This window comes from Caulobacter sp. GW821-FHT12A07, assembly GCF_058807655.1.
In genome coordinates this window covers 307196-326760 of record NZ_JBXAQX010000002.1, presented here as the reverse complement: position 1 = coordinate 326760, position 19565 = coordinate 307196, and the positions used below count along the sequence as shown (strand labels likewise).

Here is a 19565-nt window from a genome sequence, read left to right as displayed (position 1 = left end):
GATTCACCTTCTGCGCGAGCGAATCCACGACTCAACCTTGACCGTGGGGATATCGCTGCTGGAAGGGCACGGCATGAACCGCATCGGCCAAGGACTTCTTTCGCTATTCCTGACTTCCGTCGCCGCCGCGCCCGTCGCGGCGGCCGCCCAGACCCCGGACGACAACAGCGTCGAGGCGGTGGTCGTCACCGGCTCGCGCATCCGGGTCAGCCCGCTCGACAAGAGCCAGGCCGTCTTCCAGATCGGCCAGGACGACATCGCCAAGACCGGCCTGACCTCGATCGTCGACGTGCTGCAGCGCGTGCCGGCCGCCGGCGGCGGCCTCAATTCCAAGTTCAACAACTCCGGCAACTTCGGCAATCCGCCCGACGGCGGCGGGGTGGGCGCGGGCTCGGCCGAGCTCGACCTGCGCTATCTCGGCTCGCGCCGGGTGCTGGTGCTGGTCGACGGCCAGCGCTGGGTCGGCGGGGCCGCGGCCTCGGGCGTGCCCGGCGTGGTGGACCTCAACACCATCCCCAACGCCATGATCCGCAACGTCGAGATCCTGCAGGAAGGCGCCTCGCCGATCTACGGGTCGGACGCCATCGCCGGGGTGGTCAACATCCTGACCCGCGAGCGCCAGCAGGGGCTGGAACTGTCGGCCCAGGTGGGCGGCTACGGCGAGGGCGACGGCTTCGCCCAGGATTACAACATCTCGTGGGGGGCCACCGAGAACAAGACCAGCATCGTCGTCGGCGGCGGCTACTTCAAGCAGAAGAGCGTCATGTCGGCCGACCGCGACATCTCGCTGTTCCCCAGCCCCTTCTCGACCTCGTGCCTCGACGGCGGCTGCTCGTCGGGCACGCCGCTGGGCCGGTTCATCGTCAGCGACCCCAACACCGGCAATGACCTGGACCTGACCCTGAAGGCCGCCCTCGCCGCCGGCGTGCGCCCCACCTACAACCCGCTGGATCCCACCGGCGCGTCGAGCAGCTTCAAGAACTTCACCACCGCCGACCGCTTCAACTTCCAGCCCTACAACTACATCGTCACGCCGTCGGAACGGGTCAGCCTGTTCGGGACCGTGACCCACGACTTCACCGACAGCGTCAAACTGAAGGTCCGCGCCAGCTACGTGCAGCGCAAGTCGGCCAACCAGGCGGCCCCCCTGCCGCTGTTCGTCGGCCCCGACGCCGGCAACGGCAACCTGCTCGACACGGTCTCGGTCGACGCCACCAACCCCTACAATCCGTTCGGCTTCACCCTGACCAGCGGCACCTACGCCTTCGTCGGCCGCCGCCTGATCGAGGCCGGGCCGCGCCACTACGCCCAGACGGTCGACACCTGGAACGTCAACGCCAGCCTGTCGGGCGACCTGAAGCTGGGCGAAAAGACCTGGTACTGGGACGTCAACGCCACCGCCTCGCGCAACCACGCCGAACAGAGCTTCACCGGCAACGTCAACGCCGCCCGCGTGCAGCAGGCGCTGGGCCCGTTGTCGGGCTGCACCGGCTCGTGCGTGCCGCTCAACATCTTCGGCGGGGTCGGTTCGATCACCTCGGAGATGCTGGGCTTCATCGGCTTCACCCAGCAGGACGTCTCGCAGCAGGAACTGCACGACTTCACCGCCAACCTGACCGGCGACCTCTTCGCCCTGCCGGCCGGGCCGCTGGCCTTCGCCGCCGGCTACGAGCATCGCGAGACCAAGGGCTACTTCCAGCCCGACGCCGTGGTCGCCGCCGGCCTGTCGGCCGACATCCCGGCCCAGCCCGCCAAGGGCGAGATCAAGGTCGACGAGGCCTATCTCGAACTGCGCGCGCCGCTGCTGGCCGACCTGCCGCTGGTGCATCGCCTGGAGGTCTCGGCCGCCGGGCGCTGGTTCGACTATTCCACCTCGGGCCGGGACTCGATCTACAAGGCCGGCGTCAACTGGCGGCCGGCCGAGGACCTGCTGGTCCGCGCCTCCTGGGGCCAGGGCTTCCGGGCCCCGTCGATCGGCGAGCTGTTCGGCGCGGCCTCGCGCTTCGACCAGGAGATCACCGATCCCTGCTCGGACATGCTGGGCCTGTCGGGCGGAACCCCGGCCAGCGCCACCGTCCGCGCCAACTGCATCGCCGCCGGCGTGCCGGCCAGCGGCAGCTACGTGCAGCTCAATCCGCAGCTGTCGGTGATCACCAGCGGCAACAACGCCCTCAAGCCCGAGACCAGCGAGAGCAAGAACGTCAGCATCGTCTGGGAGCCCAAGGCGCTGAAGGACGCCAGCTGGGCCAGCAACGGCTCGATCGAGCTGGCCTATTCCGACATCGAGCTGGACTCGGCGATCCAGGCGCTCTCGGGCGAAAGCCTGCTGGCCCGCTGCGCCGAGCTGGCCGACAGCCTGGCCTGCTCGACCATCACCCGCACGGCTTCTGGCCAGGTGGCGGCGATCACCAATCCGCTGATCAACATCGGCGGCATCCAGACCCGGGCCATCGACCTGAACGTCCTGTGGTCCTCGCCGACCTACGACTTCGGGCGCCTGTCGCTGCGCTCCTATTCGACCTTCCTGCTCGAATATACCGAGATCGTGCCCACCGCGACGGGCTTCACCGAGATCCCGCGCGAAGGCACCGAGCGCGGCAGCCCCGACCAGGCCTTCCCCAAGACCAAGACCACCTTCACCGTCGACTGGGACCACAAGGCCTGGGGCGCCAGCGCCTCGGCCCGCTACCTGTCGTCGGTCAAGGAGACGGCGGCGGCCGACAACAAGCTGGCCTCGCGCACCTATATCGACGCCCAGCTGCGCTGGAAGCCCGCGTTCCTGGGCGAGACCACCGCGGTCGCCTTCGGGGTCAACAACCTGTTCGACAAGGACCCGCCGGGCTGCATCAGCTGCGGCCTCAACAACTACGACCCCAACGCCTATGACGCGCCGGGGCGCTACTTCTACTTCCGCCTGACCTACCGCCAATAGGGACAGGCGGGGACTGACCTTGGGCGCGGTCGTGTTACAGCTTGGGCCATGACCGCGCCCGCCTCTCCCGCCGAGCTCGCCGCCCTTACTCGAAGAGTGACCGCCCTGTCGGTGGGGACGGCCGCCATACTGATCGTCATCAAGGGCGGCGCCTGGCTGGCCAGCGGCTCGCTGGCCATGCTGGCCTCGCTGGCCGACTCCGGCCTCGACCTGGTGGCCTCGCTGATCACCTTCTACGCCGTGCGCTACGCCGCCGTCCCGCCGGACGCCGAGCACCGCTTCGGCCACGGCAAGGCCGAGGCCTTTTCCAGCCTGATCCAGGGGGGTCTGGTCTTCGCCTCGGCCGCCCTGATCGGGCGCGAGGCGATCGGCGGCCTGCTGCACCCCAGGCCCGTCGAGCACAGCGTCTGGGGCGTCGGGGTGATGATCGTCTCGATCGGCCTGACCCTGGCCCTGATCCGCGCCCAGGCCGCGGTGATGGCCAAGACCCGCTCGGTGGCCGTGGCCGGCGACCACGCCCACTACGCCGCCGACCTGGCGTCCAACGCCGTGACGCTGGCGGGCCTGGCCGCCGTCGCCCTGCTGGGCTGGACCTGGGTGGACGCCGCCGCCGGCCTGGCGGTCGCCGCCTGGCTGCTGTGGGGCGCGGTCGGGGTGTTCCGCCAGGCCGCCGACCAGCTGATGGACCACGAACTGCCGGTCGAGGAACGCGAGGCGATCCTGGCCCTGCTGGTCGACGACCCCCGCGTCGGCGGCGTGCACCAGCTGCGCACCCGCGCCGCCGGCCCGAACATCCACGTCCAGGGCCACATGGACCTCGCCGCCGGCCAGACCTTGGCGGAGGCCCATGCGGTGATGACCGCCGCCGAAGACCGGGTGAGGGCCGCCTTCCCCAGCGCCGACGTGCTGCTGCATCCGGATCCGCGAGGTTTCGCCGAAAAGCACGCGCCGGACGGCCAGGACTTGCCCTGACCGCCTGATGCGCCCAATTAGCGGCCTTCTCCCTACCGACGAGCCCGCTTCCATGGACGACACCCTGGCCCGCCTGCCCGACGCCTTCGCCGGCAAGACCGTGCTGGTGCTGGGCGACGTCATGCTCGACCGGTTCGTCTACGGGTCGGTCGATCGCATCTCGCCCGAGGCCCCGGTGGCGGTGATCGCCATCGAGCGCGAGACGACCATGCTGGGCGGGGCCGGCAACGTGGCCCGCAACGTCGCCGCACTGGGCGGCAAGGCCGTGCTGGCCGGTCTGGTCGGCGACGACGACGCCGGCAAGGCCGTCGCGGCGCTGGTCGAGCGCGAGCCGGGCCTGGAAAGCGCCCTGGCCGTCGATCCCGGTCGCCGCACCACCGAGAAGACCCGCTACGTCGCCGCCTCGCACCAGATGCTGCGCGCCGACCGCGAGGACCGCCATCCGGCCGACCAGACCCTGGCGCTGGCGGCCTTCGAAGCCGTCCTGCCGAGAGCCGACGTCGTGGTGCTGTCGGACTACGCCAAGGGCGTGCTGACGCCGCAGGTCCTGCAGGCCGCCATCGCCGCCGCCCGCGCGGCCGGCAAGCCGGTGATCGTCGATCCCAAGAGCCGCGACCTTTCCCGCTACGACGGCGCCACGGTGATCAAGCCCAACCGCCGCGAGGCCGCCGAGGCCACGGGCGTGACCGGCGCCGACGACGAGGCGGCCGAGGCCGCCGGCGAGGCGATCCTGGCCGCCGCTCCGAACCTTTCCGCCGCCCTGGTCACCCGCGGCGCGGCCGGCATGACCCTGTCGGCCCGCGGCGCCGCGCCCGTGCACTTGCCGGCCAGCGCGCTGGAGGTGTTCGACGTCTCGGGCGCCGGCGACACCGTGGCCGCGACCCTGGCCCTGTCGCTAGCCGCCGGGGCCGACCTGACCGCCGCCGCCCATCTGGCCAACGCCGCCGCCGGCCTGGTGGTCGCCAAGCTGGGCACCGACGTGGTCACCGCCGCCGAGCTGAAGGCCGTGCTGTCCGGCGCACACGGCGATCCCGGCCAGGAAAAGATCGCCGCCCGCGCCCGGATGATGGAGATCGTCGCCGGCTGGCGCGCGCGCGGCCTGAAGGTGGGCTTCACCAACGGCTGCTTCGACTTGCTGCACCCCGGCCACGTCTCGCTGCTGGCCCAGGCGAAGGCCGCCTGCGACCGCCTGGTGCTGGGCCTCAACACCGACGCCTCGGTCCAGCGCCTGAAGGGCCCGACCCGGCCGGTGCAGAAGGAAGACGCCCGCGCCGCCGTCCTGGCCTCGCTGTCGGCCGTCGACCTCGTCACTCTGTTCGACGAGGACACCCCGCTGGAACTGATCAAGGCCATCAAGCCCGACGTGCTGGTCAAGGGCGCCGACTACACGGTCGAGACGGTGGTGGGCTCGGACGTGGTGCTGGCCAATGGCGGCCGGGTGGTGCTGGCCGACCTGAAGGCGGGACAGAGCACCACGGCCCTGATCGCGCGGGCGAATACGCCCTGACGAACCTCCCCCTGTGGGGGAGGTGATCGCGAAGCGATCGGTGGGGGGCGTGGCCGCAGAAACGGCCAAGGCCTCGAAAGCTGAAAACTTCCCCCCACCGGCCTTCGGCCGCCTCCCCCGCAGGGGGAGGTTCCCGAAAAACGCTCATTCCTCCGAATAGCCCTGCTCCGGCAATATCTTGTTAAGCAAAACGGCGCATCGATCAGACGATGCAGCCTGAACGCATGTGGGCATGAGCGTCGAACGCACCCTTCACCACTTCCCCCTCGACCCGGCCTCCCGCCAGGTTCGCCTCGTGCTGGGCGAAAAGCGGCTGCCGTTCGCCGAGGTGCAGGTGCGCTACTGGGAGTCGCCGCCGGAGTTCACCAAGCTGAACCCGTCGGGCCTGACGCCGGTGCTGGTCGAGACCCGCCACCAGCGCACCGCCGTGGTCTGCGAGAGCCGCGCGATCCTGGAGCACATCGAGGAGCAGGAGCCCGAGCCGGCGCTGCTGGGCCGCGAGGCCGGCGAGCGCGCCGAAGCCCGGCGCCTGATGCAGTGGTTCGACCGCAAGTTCGACAACGAGGTCAATGGCTTCCTGCTGCACGAGAAGATGGAGAAGCGTCTCCTGCGCATGGGCGCGCCGGACCTGTCGTCGCTGCGCCGCGGCCGCGACGCCCTGCGCGACCATCTGGGCTACATGGAAAGCCTGCTGCAGGCCCGCGACTGGCTGGCCGGCCGCCGCATGAGTCTCGGCGATTTCGCCGGCGCGGCCCACCTGTCGGTCATCGACTATTTCGGCGACGTGCCCTGGAAGGACTTCCCGGCGGTGCGCACCTGGTACATGAAGCTGAAATCGAGGCCGTGCTTCAGGCCGATCCTGGCCGACCGCTGGCCCGGCCTCGCGCCGGCCGCGCACTATGACGACCTCGACTTCTGACCTGACCCCCGAGACGATCAAGGACGAGATCCGCCGCGAAGCCCTCGCGCTGGGCTTCGACGCCTGCGGCTTCGCCAGCGCCGCCGACGCCTGGCCCAACGGCGACTGGCTGCGCCAGTTCGTGGCCGAGGGCCTGCACGGGGCCATGGGCTGGATGGAGGAGACGCTCGAGCGCCGCAGCCACCCCACCGCCATGTGGACCGATGCGTTGAGCGCCGTCGTGCTGGGCGTCAACTACGGCCCCGACATCGACCCGCTGACCCAGCTGGAGCACCCGGACCGCGCCGCCATCAGCGTCTACGCCCAGGGCGACGACTATCACGAGGTGGTCAAGAAGCGGCTCAAGCAGCTGGCCGGTTGGATGCACCGGCGCTGGGGCAATGAAGTGAAGGTGTTCGTCGACACCGCGCCGCTGATGGAAAAGCCCCTGGCCCAGCGCGCCGGCCTGGGCTGGCAGGGCAAGCACACCAACCTGGTCTCGCGCCAGTTCGGCTCGTGGCTGTTCCTGGGCAGCGTGCTGACCACGCTGGACCTGCCGCCGGACGAGGCCGAGATCGACCGCTGCGGCTCGTGCAGCGCCTGCCTGGACATCTGCCCGACGGGCGCCTTCCCCGCGCCGCACCGGCTGGATGCGCGGCGCTGCATCTCCTACCTGACCATCGAGCTGGCCGGGCCGATCCCCGACGAGTTCAGGCCGATGCTGGGCAACCGCATCTACGGCTGCGACGACTGCCTTGCCGCCTGCCCGTGGAACAAGTTCGCCAGCCTGTCGGCCGAGGCCAAGTTCCACGCCCGCGAGACGCTGAAGACCCCGCCGCTGGCGGAACTGGCCGTGCTGGACGACCCGTCGTTCCGGGCCCTCTTCTCCAAGAGCCCGATCAAGCGCATCGGCCGCGACCGCTTCGTACGCAACGTGCTCTACGCCATCGGCAACAGCGGCGACGCGGGCCTGCTGGCCGTGGTCGAGCCCCTGAGGGCCGATCCCGACGAGACCGTGCGCGACGCCGCCGACTGGGCGGCCGCGCGGCTCGCTCAGGCCACGTAGACGAACGGCGTGTCGAGCTCGGCGAGGCGTGGCGCAGCAGCGTCGCGGGCGTTGACGCTCACCGCGTCAGCCGGAACGCGCCAGTCGATGGCCAGGGCCGGATCGTTCCAGGCCAGCACGCCCTCGGCCTGAGGCGCGTAGTAGCCGGTGACCTTGTAGAACACCTCGCATTCGTCGGTCAGGGTGCAGTAGCCATGGGCGAAACCCTCGGGGACCAGCAGTTGCCGCCCGTCGTCGGCCGACAGCTCGACCGCCACCGAACGCCCGAAGGTCGGCGAGCCGGCGCGGATGTCGACGGCGACATCGAGGATCGCGCCCCGCACGCAGCGGATCAGCTTGGCCTGGGCGTGCGGCGGGCGCTGGAAGTGCAGGCCGCGCACGACGCCGCGCACGGTCGAACGCACGTGGTTGTCCTGCACGAAGGCGCCGCCCGAAAAGCCGGCCTCGTCCAGCGCCGACTGGCGGAAAGTCTCCGAGAACCAGCCGCGCTCGTCGCCATGGCGCGCGGGCGTGATAAGCAGCACCCCAGGGATCGCCGTCGGCGTGATCTTCATTCGTCGAACCTCAAACCCGAGTTACGCTCCACGCATGGCCACAGTCGCCGAAAATCGCAAGGACGCCGACCCGCTGGTCAGCGTGGTGGTGGTGGCCTACCAGAGCGGACCGACCCTGGCCCGGTGCCTGGAGGCGCTGCGCGCCCAGACCTTCACCGACTTCGAGATCCTGCTGGTCGACAACGCCTCGACGGACGGCGCGCCGCAGGCGGCCGCCGCCGCGGATCCGGCGATCCACCTGATCGAGCCGCACGCCAATCTCGGCTTCGCCGCCGGCAACAACCTGGCCGCACGCGCCGCCCGCGGCCACTGGCTGGCCCTGCTCAATCCCGACGCCTATGCGCAGCCCGACTGGCTGGAGCGCTGGATCGCCGCGACCAAGGCCTGGCCGAGCGTGCGCTCGTTCGCCAGCCTGCAGATCGCCGCCGACGCGCCCAGCCTGCTGGACGGGGCCGGCGACGTGATGTCGGTCTCGGGCTTTCCGTTCCGGGGCGGTTACGGCTCACCCCGTCCGGCCGAGCTCCCGACCGGCGAGGTGTTCTCGGCCTGCGGCGCGGCCCACCTGATAGACCGCGACCTCTTCCTGCGGCTGGGCGGCTTCGACGAGAGCTTCTTCTGCTACTGCGAGGACGTCGACCTGGGCTATCGCCTGCGGTTGGTCGGGGAGCCCACGGTGCTGACGCCCGAAGCGGTCGTGGCCCATGTCGGCTCGGCCTCGACCTCGGTGCGTTCCGACTTCGCCCTGTTCCACGGCACCCGCAACCGGGTCTGGCTGTTCGTCAAGAACACGCCCTGGCCGCTGCTGTGGCTGACCGCGCCGCTGCACGCCCTGACCACCCTGATGCTGATGGCCCGTCACGCCACGCGCGGAGAGGCCAAGGCGCCGCTGCGGGGCTTGGCCGCCGCCCTGAAGGGCCTGGGCCCGGCCTGGCGCGCCCGCCGCGCGATCCAGGGCGGCCGCAAGGCCTCGTGGCTGGCCATCGCGTCCGCCATGACCTGGAACCCGCTCGACCTCTTCGGCATGCGGGTGGTGATCAAGCCCGCGAAAGCTCGTCGATCATCCGGCGCATGAACTGGGCGCCGCGCTCCATCTGGGCGATCTCGACATATTCGTCGGGCTGGTGGGCCTGGTCGATCGAGCCGGGACCGCAGATGACGGTGGAGAAGCCCGCGCCCTGGAACTGCCCCGCCTCGGCGGCGTAGGGCGCGACGCGGGCCGGACCGTTGTCGCCGGCCATGCGGCGGGCGAAGGTCTCGGCGACCCCGTCCTTTTCCGGTGCGAACGACGGCGTCAGCGAGCGCACCTCGACCTTGACCCCGCCTTCGGGCGCCTTGGCCTTGACCTCGGCGTCGAGCCGCGCGGCCAGGGCGAAGAAGTCGGCCAGGATGGCGTCGGGATCCAGGCCCGGCGGCGTGCGCAGGTCGAAGACGAACACGCACTGCCGCGCCAGGATGTTCACCGCCGTGCCGCCGTTGACCTGGCCGATGGTCAGGGTCGCGCCCTTGGGCAGGAACGGCGAGGCCGGATCGGCCTCGCGCTCCAGCCGTTCGGACAGCGCCACGAGGTGGCTCATCAGCTTCACGGCGACCATGTTGGCCGAGACGCCCAGGTGGGTGAGGCTGGAATGGGCCTCGCGGCCGGTCACCGTCACCCAATAGCTGGCGATGCCCTTGTGGGCCTGGACGGCGACCATGTCGGTGGGCTCGCCCACCACCACCAGGGCCGGCCGGGGCACGTCGCGGGCGATGACTTCGATCATGTCGGGCGCGCCCAGGCAGCCGATCTCCTCGTCATAGGAGAAGGCCAGGTGCACGGGCCGTTCCAGTTCGGCGGCGGCGAGGTCGGGCGCGGCCGCCAGGGCAAGGGCCAGGAACCCCTTCATGTCGCAGGTCCCGCGGCCGTAGAGGCGGCCGTCGCGCTCGGTCAGCACCCAGGGGTCGCTGGACCAGGGCTGGCCGTCGACCGGCACCACGTCGGTGTGGCCCGACAGCACGACCCCGCCCTCGACGGCCGGGCCGATGCTGGCCATCAGGTTGCTCTTGGTCCCGTCGGCGTTGGGCACCCGCCGCGAGGCCACGCCGAGGTCGGAAAGATAGGCCTCGACCCATTCGATCAGGGCCAGGTTGGAGCCGCGCGAGGTGGTGTCGAAGGCGACCAGCTTGGCCAGGATGTCGACGGCGCGGACGGAAAGCGCTTCAGCGGAGGAAACCATGGCCAGAGCCTAGGCCGCGCCGCCCCGCTCCGCCAATCCCAAGTCGGCGATCAGGCAGGATCATGCGGCCTTGCGGAAAAACCTCGCGCGCCACGCAAGAAACGTCCCTGTCAGCGGCTTTCCTTCGCCCAGGCTAGGCTTTAGAGGAAGCGGACCATGATCCTGTCCCTCTCCTGCCCCGACCAGCCCGGCATCGTCGCCAAGGTCTCGACCTTCCTGTTCGAGCGCGGCTGCAACATCCTCGACGCCCAGCAGTTCGACGACCAGGAGACGGGCGACTTCTTCATGCGCGTCGTCTTCGATCCGGACGGCAGCGACCGCGACGCCCTGCGCGCCGAGTTCGAGGTCCTGGCCAAGGGCTTCTCGATGCGCTGGACCCTGCGCGACCCGGCCGAGCGCTATCGCGTCATGATCCTGGCCAGCAAGTTCGACCACTGCCTGGCCGACCTCGTCTATCGCTGGCGGATCGGCGAGCTGCCGATGGACGTCACCGCCATCGTCGCCAACCACGCGGCCGAGACCTACACCCACGTCGACCTGTCGGGCCTGCCCTTCCATCACCTGCCGGTGACCAAGGAGACCAAGTTCGAGCAGGAAGCCGCGCTCTGGAAGCTGATCCAGGAGACGCGCACCGACATCGTCGTGCTCGCCCGCTACATGCAGGTGCTGTCCGACGGCCTGGCCGCGAAGCTGGCCGGCCGCTGCATCAACATCCACCACTCGTTCCTGCCCGGCTTCAAGGGCGCCAAGCCCTACCACCAGGCCCACGCGCGCGGCGTGAAGGTGATCGGGGCGTCCGCCCACTACGTGACCGGCGACCTCGACGAGGGTCCGATCATCGAGCAGGACGTCGAGCGCATCAGCCACCGCGACACGCCCGAGGACCTGGTCCGCAAGGGCCGCGACATCGAGCGCCGCGTCCTGGCCCGCGCCCTGCGCTGGCGCCTGGAAGACCGGGTGCTGCTGAACGGTCGCAAGACCGTGGTCTTCACCGACTGACGGCGGGCCGCGCATGAACCTCGACCCCGCCGTTCCGCCCGAGGCCGGCCGCGGCCAGGTCCTGGTCTACATGCCCGACCGCGGCGTCGGCGACCTGACCTGGCACCTGCCGACCCTGCGCGCCATCGCCGCCACGACGCCGGAACAGACCGTGCTGCTGGCCGCGCGGCCGTCGAGCCGGGCCCGCGACCTCTTGGGCGCGGAGACCTGCGTCACCGCCATCGACTATCTCGACTACCGCTCGGGGACCTGGAAGAACCTCCAGGAGATCGCCGACTTCCGCCGCCTGTGCCGGACCCGCCGGCCGCGCGCGGTGTGGATCCTGGAAAAGATCGACCGCCCCGCCATCGGCGCGGCCCTGGCCGGGGTGCCCGAGCGGCGAGGCTTCGGCCTGGGGCACGGCCAGCAGCGCTGGCTGACCCACGGTCCCTACCTGCCCAAGGCCATGCGTCCGGCCCACCGGATCGACAAGCTGGCCGCCTTCGAGACGGCCCACGGCCTGGAGGTCGCCAGCCGCGAGCCGGCACTGGTCCCGACCCCGGCGGCCCTGGCCGCCGTCGAAGCGCGCTTCGGCGCCCTGCCGCGTCCGTGGATCGTCTATGGCGTCGGCGCCAGCGAAGCCCGGCGGATGTGGCCGCTGGCCCGCTTCGCGGCCCTGAGCGCGGCGCTTTCCGACCTCGGCGGAACCCGCTTCTGGCTGGGCGGCTTCGAGGACAAGGCCCGCGTCGACGCCCAGCTGGCTAACGGCTCGCCGGCCGGCGTCGCCGAGGTCAATGTCTGCGACCTGAAGTTCGACGTCGGCTCGGCCCTGATGTCCCGGGCCGACCTGTTCGTCGGCAACGATTCCGGGCCGATGAACCTGTCGGCCTCGGTCGGCGCGCCGACCCTGGGGCTGTTTGGTCCAGGACCCGTGCTGGACTATTCGCGCTTCCTGCACGCCCAGGCGACCGAGGATCTGGCGACGCTGGAGGCCGAGACGGTCGCCGCCCGCGCCCGCGTCCTACTGGCCTGAGGCCGGCTGGCCTGACGCTGGCTGGCCTGACGCTGGTTGGCCGGCGGCGATCCGCGTCAGGGTCGCCTCCATCTGGTCGCAGGCCCGCTCCCAGGTGAACTGTGCCAGCACCTCGCGCACCGCGCCGTTCAGCCGCGCGCGCAGCTCGGTGTCGGCGACCAGGCGCAGCAGGTTGTCGGCCAGGGCGCGGGGATCGCGCGGCGCGCTCATCAGCGCCGTCTCGCCGTCGACGGCGAACTCGCGGTGGCCCAGCACGTCGGTGATCGCCAGGGCCGCGCCGCACAGGGCCGCCTCGCACGGCGGCAGGCCCCAGCCTTCGTTGTGGCTGGCCGACAGGAACACGGCCGAGCGGTTGTAGAGCGCCCGCAGGTCCGCGTCGGTGGGCGAGGCGTGATAGGTCACGTACGGCGGCAGGCCCTCGGGCGCGCCGGGGCCGTACATCTCGACGGTCAGGCGCGGCTCGGCGGCGTGGGCCAAGGCGAGCGCCTCCAGGGCGTCGGCAAAACCCTTGTAGCTGGCCCGCTGGTGGATCATCGCCACCCGCCAGGGATCGCGCCCGGCCAGCGGCGTGTCGAGACCGAAGGTTTCGAAGGCCAGGCCGTTGGGCACCAGCGCCGCCTCGACGCCGCGCTCGGCCGCCTTGGCCCGGATCGACCGGGCGATGACGATCTTGGGCATCGGCGCGGACCAGGCGCGTTCGACGCCCTCGGCGTCGCGCTCGAAGCCGAAGTCCCAGTGCTGGGCGAAGAAGACCTTGGCGCCATGGCTGGCGGGCAGGCGATCGACGGCCTCGACGGCGCTCCACACCGTCGCCACCACGACGTCGCCGGGCGGCGTCCACTTCGGCGAAAGATCAAGGGTCCACAGCACGCGAACCTTGGGCGAGATGCTGGCCCAGGTCGGCCGCCAGCGGCCGTCGCGCTTCCACCGGCGCCAGCGCAGCCACAGGCGAATCTTCTTGCCCAGGCGCGCGGCCGGCTTCTGCGCCGCCGGCAGGACGACGGTCACGTCGTGCCCGCGCTCGGCCAGCCGATTGGCGTGCTCATAGACGACACGCGTTCCGCCCACCGGGCGAAGGCTCGCCCCAGGCTCCACGAATACGATTTTCACGCGCGCCCCCCTGGCGGACCAAAACCTACTACGGGCCTCAGCCCTTCGGCGCCTGCAGCTTGCTGCGCAGGACGTCGATCAGTTCGATCTTGAAGACCAGGGTGCTGCCCGGCGGAATGTCCGGCCCGGCCTGCATGTCGCCATAGGCCAGGTCGGCGGGCACGTAGAGCATCCACTCGTCGCCCGGGCGCATCAGCTGCATGGCCTCGACCCAGCCCGGGATCAGGCCGCGCAGCTGGAACGAGGCCGGCACGCCGCGCTCATAGGAGCTGTCGAACACCATGCCGTCCAGGCGCTTGCCTTCGTAGTGGACCTTGACCTCGTCGATCGGGCGCGGGTGCAGGCCGTCGGCCGGACCCGAGCGCACCACCTTGTACTGCAGGCCGCTGGGCAGGGTGACCACGCCCGGCTGCTTGGCGTTTTCGGCCAGGAAGCCCACGCCGGCGGTCTTGTTGGCCGAAATCGCGGCCTGCTTGGCGGCGAGGTCTTCCTTCGAGGGCCCACACCCGGTCAGGGACAGGCCGGCCAGGACGGCGATGACGAGGAACCGTGCGCGCATGTGAAGTCTTTCCGAGGGCGAAACCGCGCCCTGAGCTAGCAGGCTTGGCGCGAACATCAATCATTCCATGCTTGGAACGCTTTCCAGACACCGTTGTCACGCAACGGTGGTGGCGCGTGCGGCTCCGAGCCCTTAAGACGCATCCATCAAGACGTAAAACGAGGCGTTCATGAAACCTGTCCGCAAGGCCGTTCTTCCCGTCGCGGGTCTTGGCACCCGGGTCCTGCCCGGCACCAAGTCGACGCCGAAGGAACTGCTCAACGTCGTGGACCGGCCGATCCTGTCCTACATCGTCGAGGAAGGCCGCGCCGCCGGCATCGAGCACTTCGTGTTCATCACCGGCCGCGGCAAGGGCGCCATCGAGGACTATTTCGATCACCAGATCGAACTCGAGATGCAGCTCGAGGCCAAGGGCAAGCTCGACATCCTCAAGCAGCTGCGCGACGAGCTGCCCAAGCCGGGCGAGATGAGCTTCGTGCGCCAGATGGCCCCGCTGGGCCTGGGCCACGCGGTGTGGTGCGCCCGCGACATCATCGGCGACGAGCCGTTCGCCGTGCTGCTGCCCGACGTCATCGTCGACTCGCCGAAGTCGGCGCTCAGCCAGCTGATCGAGGTCTATGACCAGGTCGGCGGCGGCAACATCATCGGCGTCGAGGAAGTGCCCGAGAGCGAGACCCACAAGTACGGCGTCGTCGCCCCCAGCAAGGTCGAGGGCCGCCTGGCCACGATGAGCGGCATGGTCGAGAAGCCGGCCAAGGGCACGGCCCCGTCGAACTGGGCCATCGCCGGCCGCTACATCCTGCAGCCGGAGATCTTCGACCTGCTGGCCAGCCAGGAAAAGGGCGCCGGCAACGAGATCCAGCTGACGGACTCGATGGCCAAGCTGATGCAGGACCAGGCCTTCCACGCCTATGTCTACGAAGGCGACACCCACGACTGCGGCGACAAGATCGGCCTGCTGAAGGCCAATGTCGCCCTGGCCCTGAAGCGTCCGGACCTCGGCGAAGCGGCCCGCGCGGCGATCTCGGCGCTGCTCTAGGCATCGCTCACGCCAGAAACTGAAAAGGCCCCGCTCCTGCTGGAGCGGGGCCTTTTTGTTATGCGGCGGGCGCTGTCGCCTCACACCGTGCGGGGCGGGTAGCCGTGTTCGCGCAGGGCGTTCATGACTTCCTGGGTGTGCTGGGCGTCGCGGGTCTCGATGGTGATGTCGAACTCCGCGCCCTTGGCCGGCACGTCGAGGGCCAGGCGGTTGTGGTTCACCTCGATGATGTTGGCGCCCATGGTCCCGATCACGCTGGCCACGGTCGACAGCAGGCCCGGACGGTCGTCGCCGACGATGCGCAGGGACACCAGGCGCTGGGCGCGCACCAGTTCGCGGGTCAGCACCGAGGCCAGCAGGCGGGTGTCGATGTTGCCGCCGCACAGGATCAGGCCGCACTTCTTGCCGCGGAAGCGTTCCGGATAGGCCAGCAGCGCCGCCAGCGAGGCCGCGCCGGCCCCTTCGGCGATGGTCTTCTCGACATTGCAGTAGAGCGAGACCGCCTGCTCGAGATAGGGCTCCTCCAGCAGCAGCACGTCCTCGATCAGGGGACGGGCGACGCTGTAGGTCAGTTCGCCGACCTGCTTGACCGCGACGCCCTCAGCAATCGTCTGGCCGCCGCAGTGGGCCTGGACGCCGCGCATCTTGGCGGTGAACGAGGGATACATCGCCGGCTCGCAGCCGATGATGCGGATGTCGGGATTGATCGCCTTGGCCGCCGTGGCGACGCCGCTGATCAGGCCGCCGCCGCCGATCGGCACCGGCAGGATCTCCAGGTCGGGCACGTCTTCGAGCATCTCCAGGGCGATGGTGCCCTGGCCGGCCATGATGTCGTAGTCGTCGAACGGGTGGACGAAGGTCAGGCCCTGCTCGTCGCGCAGCTTGCGCGCATGGGCGTTGGCGTCGTCATAGGTTTCGCCTTCGATGACCACGTTGGCGCCGAAGTCGCGGGTGTGCTGCACCTTCACGAACGGGGTGGTCTTGGGCATGACGATAGTCACCGGCACGCCGAGGCGGGCGCCGTGATAGGCCAGGCCCTGGGCGTGGTTGCCGGCGCTGGCGGCGATGACGCCCTTCTGCTTCTCGGCGTCCGACAGCAGCAGCAGCTTGTTGAGCGCGCCGCGCTCCTTGTAGGCGGCGGTGAACTGCAGGTTCTCGAACTTCACCCACACCTCGGCCCCGGTAATCTTGGACAGGGTCCGAGAATAGCGACAGGGCGTGCGCTCGATGTGGCCGGCCAGACGGTCGGCGGCGGCGCGGATGGCGTCAATCGAAAGAACCATAGACAAGTCACCTCGTAAGCGGCGGGACCCTAGCGATGCGGCCTGGGTGGAGCAACCGACCTCGTCCCCCCGAGGCGGGTCAGCGCGCGAGTTTCTCCCGCCACGGGGCCTTCGCGACGGCCTCGGCGAAGCCGGCGTCGTGGCGGGCGATGTCGGCCTGGGCCCGCGCGCCGAGCGCGGCGCGACGGGCCGGGTCCCCGGCCAGCAGGCGCAGCGCCTCGGCCGTCGCCGCCGGATCGACCTCGGCCCAGACCTGCCCCGATGCATAGATACCCTGCGGATCGACGACGGGCGTCAGGGCGTAGGGCAGCAGGACGCTGTTGTCCGTCGTCATGAAGTCGATATTGCCCGACCAGCCGGTGGCCACCACGCAACGCCCCAGCGCCATCGCCTCGGCCATGACCAGGCCGTAGCCCTCGGCGCGGTGGGTGGAGAGCACGATGTCGGCGCTGGCGATCAGCGCCAGGACGCCGTCGCCGTCGAGATGCTCCTCAAGCAGGATCAGGTCGGCGCGACCGGCGAAGCGCTCGCGCAGGGCGGCCAGGTCACGGGGTGAGCTCTCGCCGCCCAGAACCTTGCACACCAGCACCCGGTCGGCCCGCGCCTCCGGAAACGCCGTCAGGAAGGCCGCCACCGCCGCGTCGGGGTTCTTGCGGGCCCGCGACGAGCGCATATCGAACATCACCAGCACGACGAGCGCCTGCTCCGGGATTCCGAAGCGGGCGCGATCGGGCTTCACCGCCGCCATCGACGGCAGGATATGCGGAACCACCCTGACCGCCGGCGCGTCCGGGCCGCGGCCGACGGCGTCGATCACCGCCTGGGCGACGAAGCGGCTGGGCGCCCAGATCTCGTTGAGGCCGCGCGCGGCCCTGGCCCAGCGGCGCGGCAGGCGCGGCAGTTCCCAGGCCCACACCCCGATCCGGTAGCGTCCGGCCAGGGCCTCCGGTGGAAAGGCCGCCAGCAGGCGCAGGAGTTCGGGCGCGTTGCAGTGGGCGATCCAGACCCCGCCGGGCGGCCCGGGCGGGGGGGCGACGGCGTCGATGCGCGAGGCCAGGATCGGCTCGATGTCGTGGGTCAGGACGGGCAGGCCCAGCTCGGCCAGGCCCCGGACCGTGGCCCGGCCGGCGACGCCGACGCCCAGGGTGCGGTTCATAAACCCGCTGACCACCAGGCGTCCCGGCGCGACGTCCGCCAGCGGGGTGGGCGCCAGACGCGCGGCGCGCGGGCCGAACAGACCTGCCCCGGCGGCGGCGATGGCGGCGCGGCCGGCGGCGGCGCGCCATCGCTCGGGCAGGGGCAGGTCCCGCCAGGCCTTACGCAACAAGGCCGCGAGCGAGGCGGTCACGAGCCGGCGACGCCGGCGTCAGACCCGGACCGAGCCAAGATTGGCTCCGTACCAGTCGTAGGTGCGCTTCAGGCCCTCGGCCAGGCTGACCCGCGCTTCCCAGTCCAGCGCGGTGATGCGCGAGACGTCGTAGCCGCGGACCAGCTGGCCCTTGGGCTTGGTCACGTCCCAGACGATCTCGCCTTCGTACCCGGACACCTCGGCCAAGGTCTCGACCAGGGTGCGGATCGGCACGGACTTGCCCGTGGCCGTGTTGAAGGCGCCCGAGCCGCGCTCGGCGACGCGGATGAAGGCCTCGGCGGCGTCGCCCGCGAACAGGAAGTCGCGGGTCGGCGTGCCGTCGCCCCAGATGGTGATGCTGGGCAGGTTCTCGCGCTTGGCGCGATGGAAGCGCGACACCAGCGAGGGCACCACGTGGCCGTAGACCTCGTCGAACCGGTCGCCCGGGCCATAGAGGTTGGTGCAGATCAGATAGCCGAAATCCAGCCCGTACTGGCCCTTGTAGGCCTCGAGCTGGGCCAGCATCGCGCGCTTGGCGTGGCCGTAGGGTCCTTCCGAACCGTGCGGCGCGCCCAGCCACAGATCGTCCTCGCGCATCGGGATCGGCGCGAGATCGGAGTAGATCGCCGTCGTGCCGGCGGCCACGACCTTGCGCGCGCCGACCCGACGCGAGACCTCGACGACGTTGAGGTTGATCTTGGCGTTCTCGTAGAAGGCCTGGCCGCCGAAGCTGATGTTGCCCTGCACGCCGGTGACCCGGCCGGCCAGGTGAAACACCACGGTCGGGGCGAAGTCGCGCCAGACCGCCTCGACCGCCGCTTCGTCCAGCAGGTCGCAGTCAGCGCGGGTCGGGGCGCGCAGCGCGCCGACCCGGCCGTCCAGGGCGGACAGGAGCGCCGTTCCCAGCACTCCGCCCGCGCCCGTCACCAGTACGCGCTCAGCGCTCAAATCAATCTGCTGATCGCTCATGACTTACACGTATCCGCTGGTCGTTAGCCGACGATGCCTTGGTGGTTCCAGTGCAGCGAGCCGTCACGATAGCGGGCGCGATCGGCCTCGACCATCTCGGTGACCAGTTCCTGCAGGCTGGTGGTGGCCGTCCAGCCGAGCTTTTCCTTGGCCTTGGTCGCGTCGCCGATCAGCAGTTCGACCTCGGCCGGACGGAACAGCTTGGTCGAGACCTGGGTCAGCAGCTTGCCGGTCTTGGCGCAGCGGCCGATCTCGTCGACGCCCTCGCCTTCCCAGACCACGTCGATGCCCGCCGCCTGGAAGGCCAGGGTGACGAAGTGACGGACCGAGTGGGTTTCGCCGGTAGCCAGGACGAAGTCGTCGGCCTCGTTGTGCTGCAGGATGCGCCACATGCCCTCGACGAAGTCGCGGGCGTGGCCCCAGTCACGGCGAGCGTCGAGGTTGCCCAGGGTCAGGACGGTGTCGACGCCTTCGGCGATCAGGGCCACCGAGCGGGTGATCTTGCGGGTGACGAAGGTCTCGCCGCGCACCGGGCTCTCGTGGTTGAACAGGATCCCGTTCGACCCGAAGATGTTGAAGCCCTCGCGGTAGTTCACCGTCAGCCAGTAGGCGTAGAGCTTGGCCACGGCGTAGGGGCTGCGCGGATAGAACGGGGTCTTTTCCGTCTGCGGCACCTGCTGCACCAGACCGTACAGCTCCGAGGTCGAGGCCTGGTAGAAGCGGGTCTTGTTCTCCAGCTTCATGGTGCGGATGGCTTCGAGGAAGCGCAGGGCGCCGACGCCGTCGGCGTTGGCGGTGTATTCCGGGGTCTCGAAGCTGACCGACACGTGGCTCTGGGCGGCCAGATTATAGATCTCGTCGGGCTGCACGTCAGCCACCAGACGCATGATCGACGAGGAGTCGGTCAGGTCGCCGTAGTGCAGGATGAAGCGGTCGTTGTACTCGGGATTGTTGCGCAGCTTCTCGATGCGGAACTCGTTGTACCACGAGCTGCGACGACGGAAGCCGTGAACCGTGTACCCCTTTTGCAGCAGAAGTTCGGCCAGGAACGTACCGTCTTGGCCGGTCACGCCGGAAATGATCGCTGAACGAGCCATGTATATG

At 70.2% G+C, this 19565-nt stretch carries 17 protein-coding genes; 9 read left to right on the top strand and 8 right to left on the bottom strand.

Annotated elements, in window-relative coordinates; genetic code table 11:
• Positions 1-43 precede the first annotated feature (43 nt).
• From AC1RRS_RS05260 to queG, 5 genes are all read left to right on the top strand, one after another.
• Positions 44-2932, top strand: coding sequence for a TonB-dependent receptor domain-containing protein (locus tag AC1RRS_RS05260; protein WP_492854456.1), 2889 nt, complete (start codon positions 44-46; stop codon positions 2930-2932).
• Between the two features lie 48 nt (positions 2933-2980).
• Positions 2981-3904: a cation diffusion facilitator family transporter gene (locus AC1RRS_RS05255; protein ID WP_492854230.1), complete on the top strand. Its 924-nt coding sequence runs from the start codon at positions 2981-2983 to the stop codon at positions 3902-3904.
• A 52-nt stretch (positions 3905-3956) separates the two neighbouring features.
• Positions 3957-5411: a D-glycero-beta-D-manno-heptose-7-phosphate kinase gene (gene rfaE1, locus AC1RRS_RS05250; RefSeq protein WP_492854229.1), complete on the top strand. Its 1455-nt coding sequence runs from the start codon at positions 3957-3959 to the stop codon at positions 5409-5411.
• A gap of 232 nt (positions 5412-5643) precedes the next feature.
• Positions 5644-6330, top strand: a complete 687-nt coding sequence (gene fzlA / locus AC1RRS_RS05245) for an FtsZ-binding protein FzlA (protein ID WP_492854228.1) — start codon at positions 5644-5646, stop codon at positions 6328-6330.
• Positions 6311-7375, top strand: a complete 1065-nt coding sequence (gene queG / locus AC1RRS_RS05240) for a tRNA epoxyqueuosine(34) reductase QueG (RefSeq protein WP_492854227.1) — start codon at positions 6311-6313, stop codon at positions 7373-7375. The genes fzlA and queG overlap by 20 nt, the downstream gene beginning before the upstream one ends.
• On the opposite strand, the gene rfbC is transcribed toward queG, so the two are convergent.
• A complete protein-coding gene (gene rfbC / locus AC1RRS_RS05235; protein ID WP_492854226.1) occupies positions 7363-7929 on the bottom strand; it encodes a dTDP-4-dehydrorhamnose 3,5-epimerase in 567 nt (188 codons plus the stop codon). The genes queG and rfbC overlap by 13 nt on opposite strands.
• A 34-nt stretch (positions 7930-7963) precedes the next feature.
• On the opposite strand from rfbC, the gene AC1RRS_RS05230 reads away from it, so the two are divergent.
• Entirely contained in the window at positions 7964-9001 is a 1038-nt protein-coding gene (locus AC1RRS_RS05230) for a glycosyltransferase family 2 protein (RefSeq protein ID WP_492854225.1), read from the top strand.
• On the opposite strand, the gene argE is transcribed toward AC1RRS_RS05230, so the two are convergent.
• On the bottom strand, positions 8964-10142 hold the full coding sequence (argE, locus tag AC1RRS_RS05225) for an acetylornithine deacetylase (protein WP_492854224.1): 1179 nt from the start codon (positions 10140-10142) through the stop codon (positions 8964-8966). The genes AC1RRS_RS05230 and argE overlap by 38 nt on opposite strands.
• Before the next feature lie 156 nt (positions 10143-10298).
• Between argE and purU the strand changes: the two genes are divergently transcribed.
• Both purU and AC1RRS_RS05215 read left to right on the top strand, forming a co-directional pair.
• Complete coding sequence (gene purU, locus AC1RRS_RS05220; protein WP_492854223.1) at positions 10299-11141, top strand: formyltetrahydrofolate deformylase; 843 nt, start codon at positions 10299-10301, stop codon at positions 11139-11141.
• 13 nt (positions 11142-11154) lie between these two features.
• On the top strand, positions 11155-12153 hold the full coding sequence (locus AC1RRS_RS05215; protein WP_492854222.1) for a glycosyltransferase family 9 protein: 999 nt from the start codon (positions 11155-11157) through the stop codon (positions 12151-12153).
• Here AC1RRS_RS05215 and AC1RRS_RS05210 read toward each other — a convergent pair.
• On the bottom strand, positions 12142-13263 hold the full coding sequence (locus tag AC1RRS_RS05210) for a glycosyltransferase family 4 protein (RefSeq protein ID WP_492854221.1): 1122 nt from the start codon (positions 13261-13263) through the stop codon (positions 12142-12144). The two genes, AC1RRS_RS05215 and AC1RRS_RS05210, sit on opposite strands and share 12 nt — an antisense overlap.
• Positions 13264-13300: 37 nt before the next feature.
• Positions 13301-13822 (bottom strand): FKBP-type peptidyl-prolyl cis-trans isomerase, encoded by a 522-nt coding sequence (locus tag AC1RRS_RS05205; RefSeq protein WP_492854220.1) that lies wholly within the window; start codon positions 13820-13822, stop codon positions 13301-13303.
• A 169-nt stretch (positions 13823-13991) separates the two neighbouring features.
• Between AC1RRS_RS05205 and galU the strand changes: the two genes are divergently transcribed.
• Complete coding sequence (gene galU / locus AC1RRS_RS05200) at positions 13992-14861, top strand: UTP--glucose-1-phosphate uridylyltransferase GalU (protein WP_492854219.1); 870 nt, start codon at positions 13992-13994, stop codon at positions 14859-14861.
• 80 nt (positions 14862-14941) lie between these two features.
• Here the strand turns inward: galU and AC1RRS_RS05195 are convergent, their stop codons facing one another.
• The 4 genes from AC1RRS_RS05195 to gmd form a co-directional block, all read right to left on the bottom strand.
• The gene (locus AC1RRS_RS05195) at positions 14942-16144 is read right to left on the bottom strand and encodes a threonine ammonia-lyase (protein ID WP_492854218.1); all 1203 of its coding nucleotides are present in this window, start codon (positions 16142-16144) and stop codon (positions 14942-14944) included.
• 79 nt (positions 16145-16223) lie between these two features.
• Entirely contained in the window at positions 16224-17492 is a 1269-nt protein-coding gene (locus AC1RRS_RS05190; RefSeq protein WP_492854217.1) for a glycosyltransferase, read from the bottom strand.
• Positions 17493-17510: 18 nt separating this feature from the next.
• On the bottom strand, positions 17511-18461 hold the full coding sequence (locus AC1RRS_RS05185) for a GDP-L-fucose synthase family protein (RefSeq protein ID WP_492854216.1): 951 nt from the start codon (positions 18459-18461) through the stop codon (positions 17511-17513).
• A gap of 23 nt (positions 18462-18484) precedes the next feature.
• The gene (gene gmd, locus AC1RRS_RS05180) at positions 18485-19558 is read right to left on the bottom strand and encodes a GDP-mannose 4,6-dehydratase (RefSeq protein WP_492854215.1); all 1074 of its coding nucleotides are present in this window, start codon (positions 19556-19558) and stop codon (positions 18485-18487) included.
• Between the last annotated feature and the right edge of the window lie 7 nt (positions 19559-19565).

What these genes read in the sequence shown, in the direction of transcription:
- purU (WP_492854223.1), top strand. Translation starts at nt 10,299, where the DNA reads ATGATCCTGTCCCTCTCCTGCCCCGACCAGCCCGGCATCGTCGCCAAG.
- AC1RRS_RS05185 (WP_492854216.1), bottom strand. Translation starts at nt 18,461, where the DNA reads ATGAGCGATCAGCAGATTGATTTGAGCGCTGAGCGCGTACTGGTGACG.
- AC1RRS_RS05205 (WP_492854220.1), bottom strand. Translation starts at nt 13,822, where the DNA reads ATGCGCGCACGGTTCCTCGTCATCGCCGTCCTGGCCGGCCTGTCCCTG.
- AC1RRS_RS05195 (WP_492854218.1), bottom strand. Translation starts at nt 16,144, where the DNA reads ATGGTTCTTTCGATTGACGCCATCCGCGCCGCCGCCGACCGTCTGGCC.
- fzlA (WP_492854228.1), top strand. Translation starts at nt 5,644, where the DNA reads ATGAGCGTCGAACGCACCCTTCACCACTTCCCCCTCGACCCGGCCTCC.
- argE (WP_492854224.1), bottom strand. Translation starts at nt 10,142, where the DNA reads ATGGTTTCCTCCGCTGAAGCGCTTTCCGTCCGCGCCGTCGACATCCTG.
- queG (WP_492854227.1), top strand. Translation starts at nt 6,311, where the DNA reads ATGACGACCTCGACTTCTGACCTGACCCCCGAGACGATCAAGGACGAG.
- AC1RRS_RS05230 (WP_492854225.1), top strand. Translation starts at nt 7,964, where the DNA reads ATGGCCACAGTCGCCGAAAATCGCAAGGACGCCGACCCGCTGGTCAGC.
- rfbC (WP_492854226.1), bottom strand. Translation starts at nt 7,929, where the DNA reads ATGAAGATCACGCCGACGGCGATCCCTGGGGTGCTGCTTATCACGCCC.
- rfaE1 (WP_492854229.1), top strand. Translation starts at nt 3,957, where the DNA reads ATGGACGACACCCTGGCCCGCCTGCCCGACGCCTTCGCCGGCAAGACC.
- AC1RRS_RS05215 (WP_492854222.1), top strand. Translation starts at nt 11,155, where the DNA reads ATGAACCTCGACCCCGCCGTTCCGCCCGAGGCCGGCCGCGGCCAGGTC.
- galU (WP_492854219.1), top strand. Translation starts at nt 13,992, where the DNA reads ATGAAACCTGTCCGCAAGGCCGTTCTTCCCGTCGCGGGTCTTGGCACC.
- gmd (WP_492854215.1), bottom strand. Translation starts at nt 19,558, where the DNA reads ATGGCTCGTTCAGCGATCATTTCCGGCGTGACCGGCCAAGACGGTACG.
- AC1RRS_RS05255 (WP_492854230.1), top strand. Translation starts at nt 2,981, where the DNA reads ATGACCGCGCCCGCCTCTCCCGCCGAGCTCGCCGCCCTTACTCGAAGA.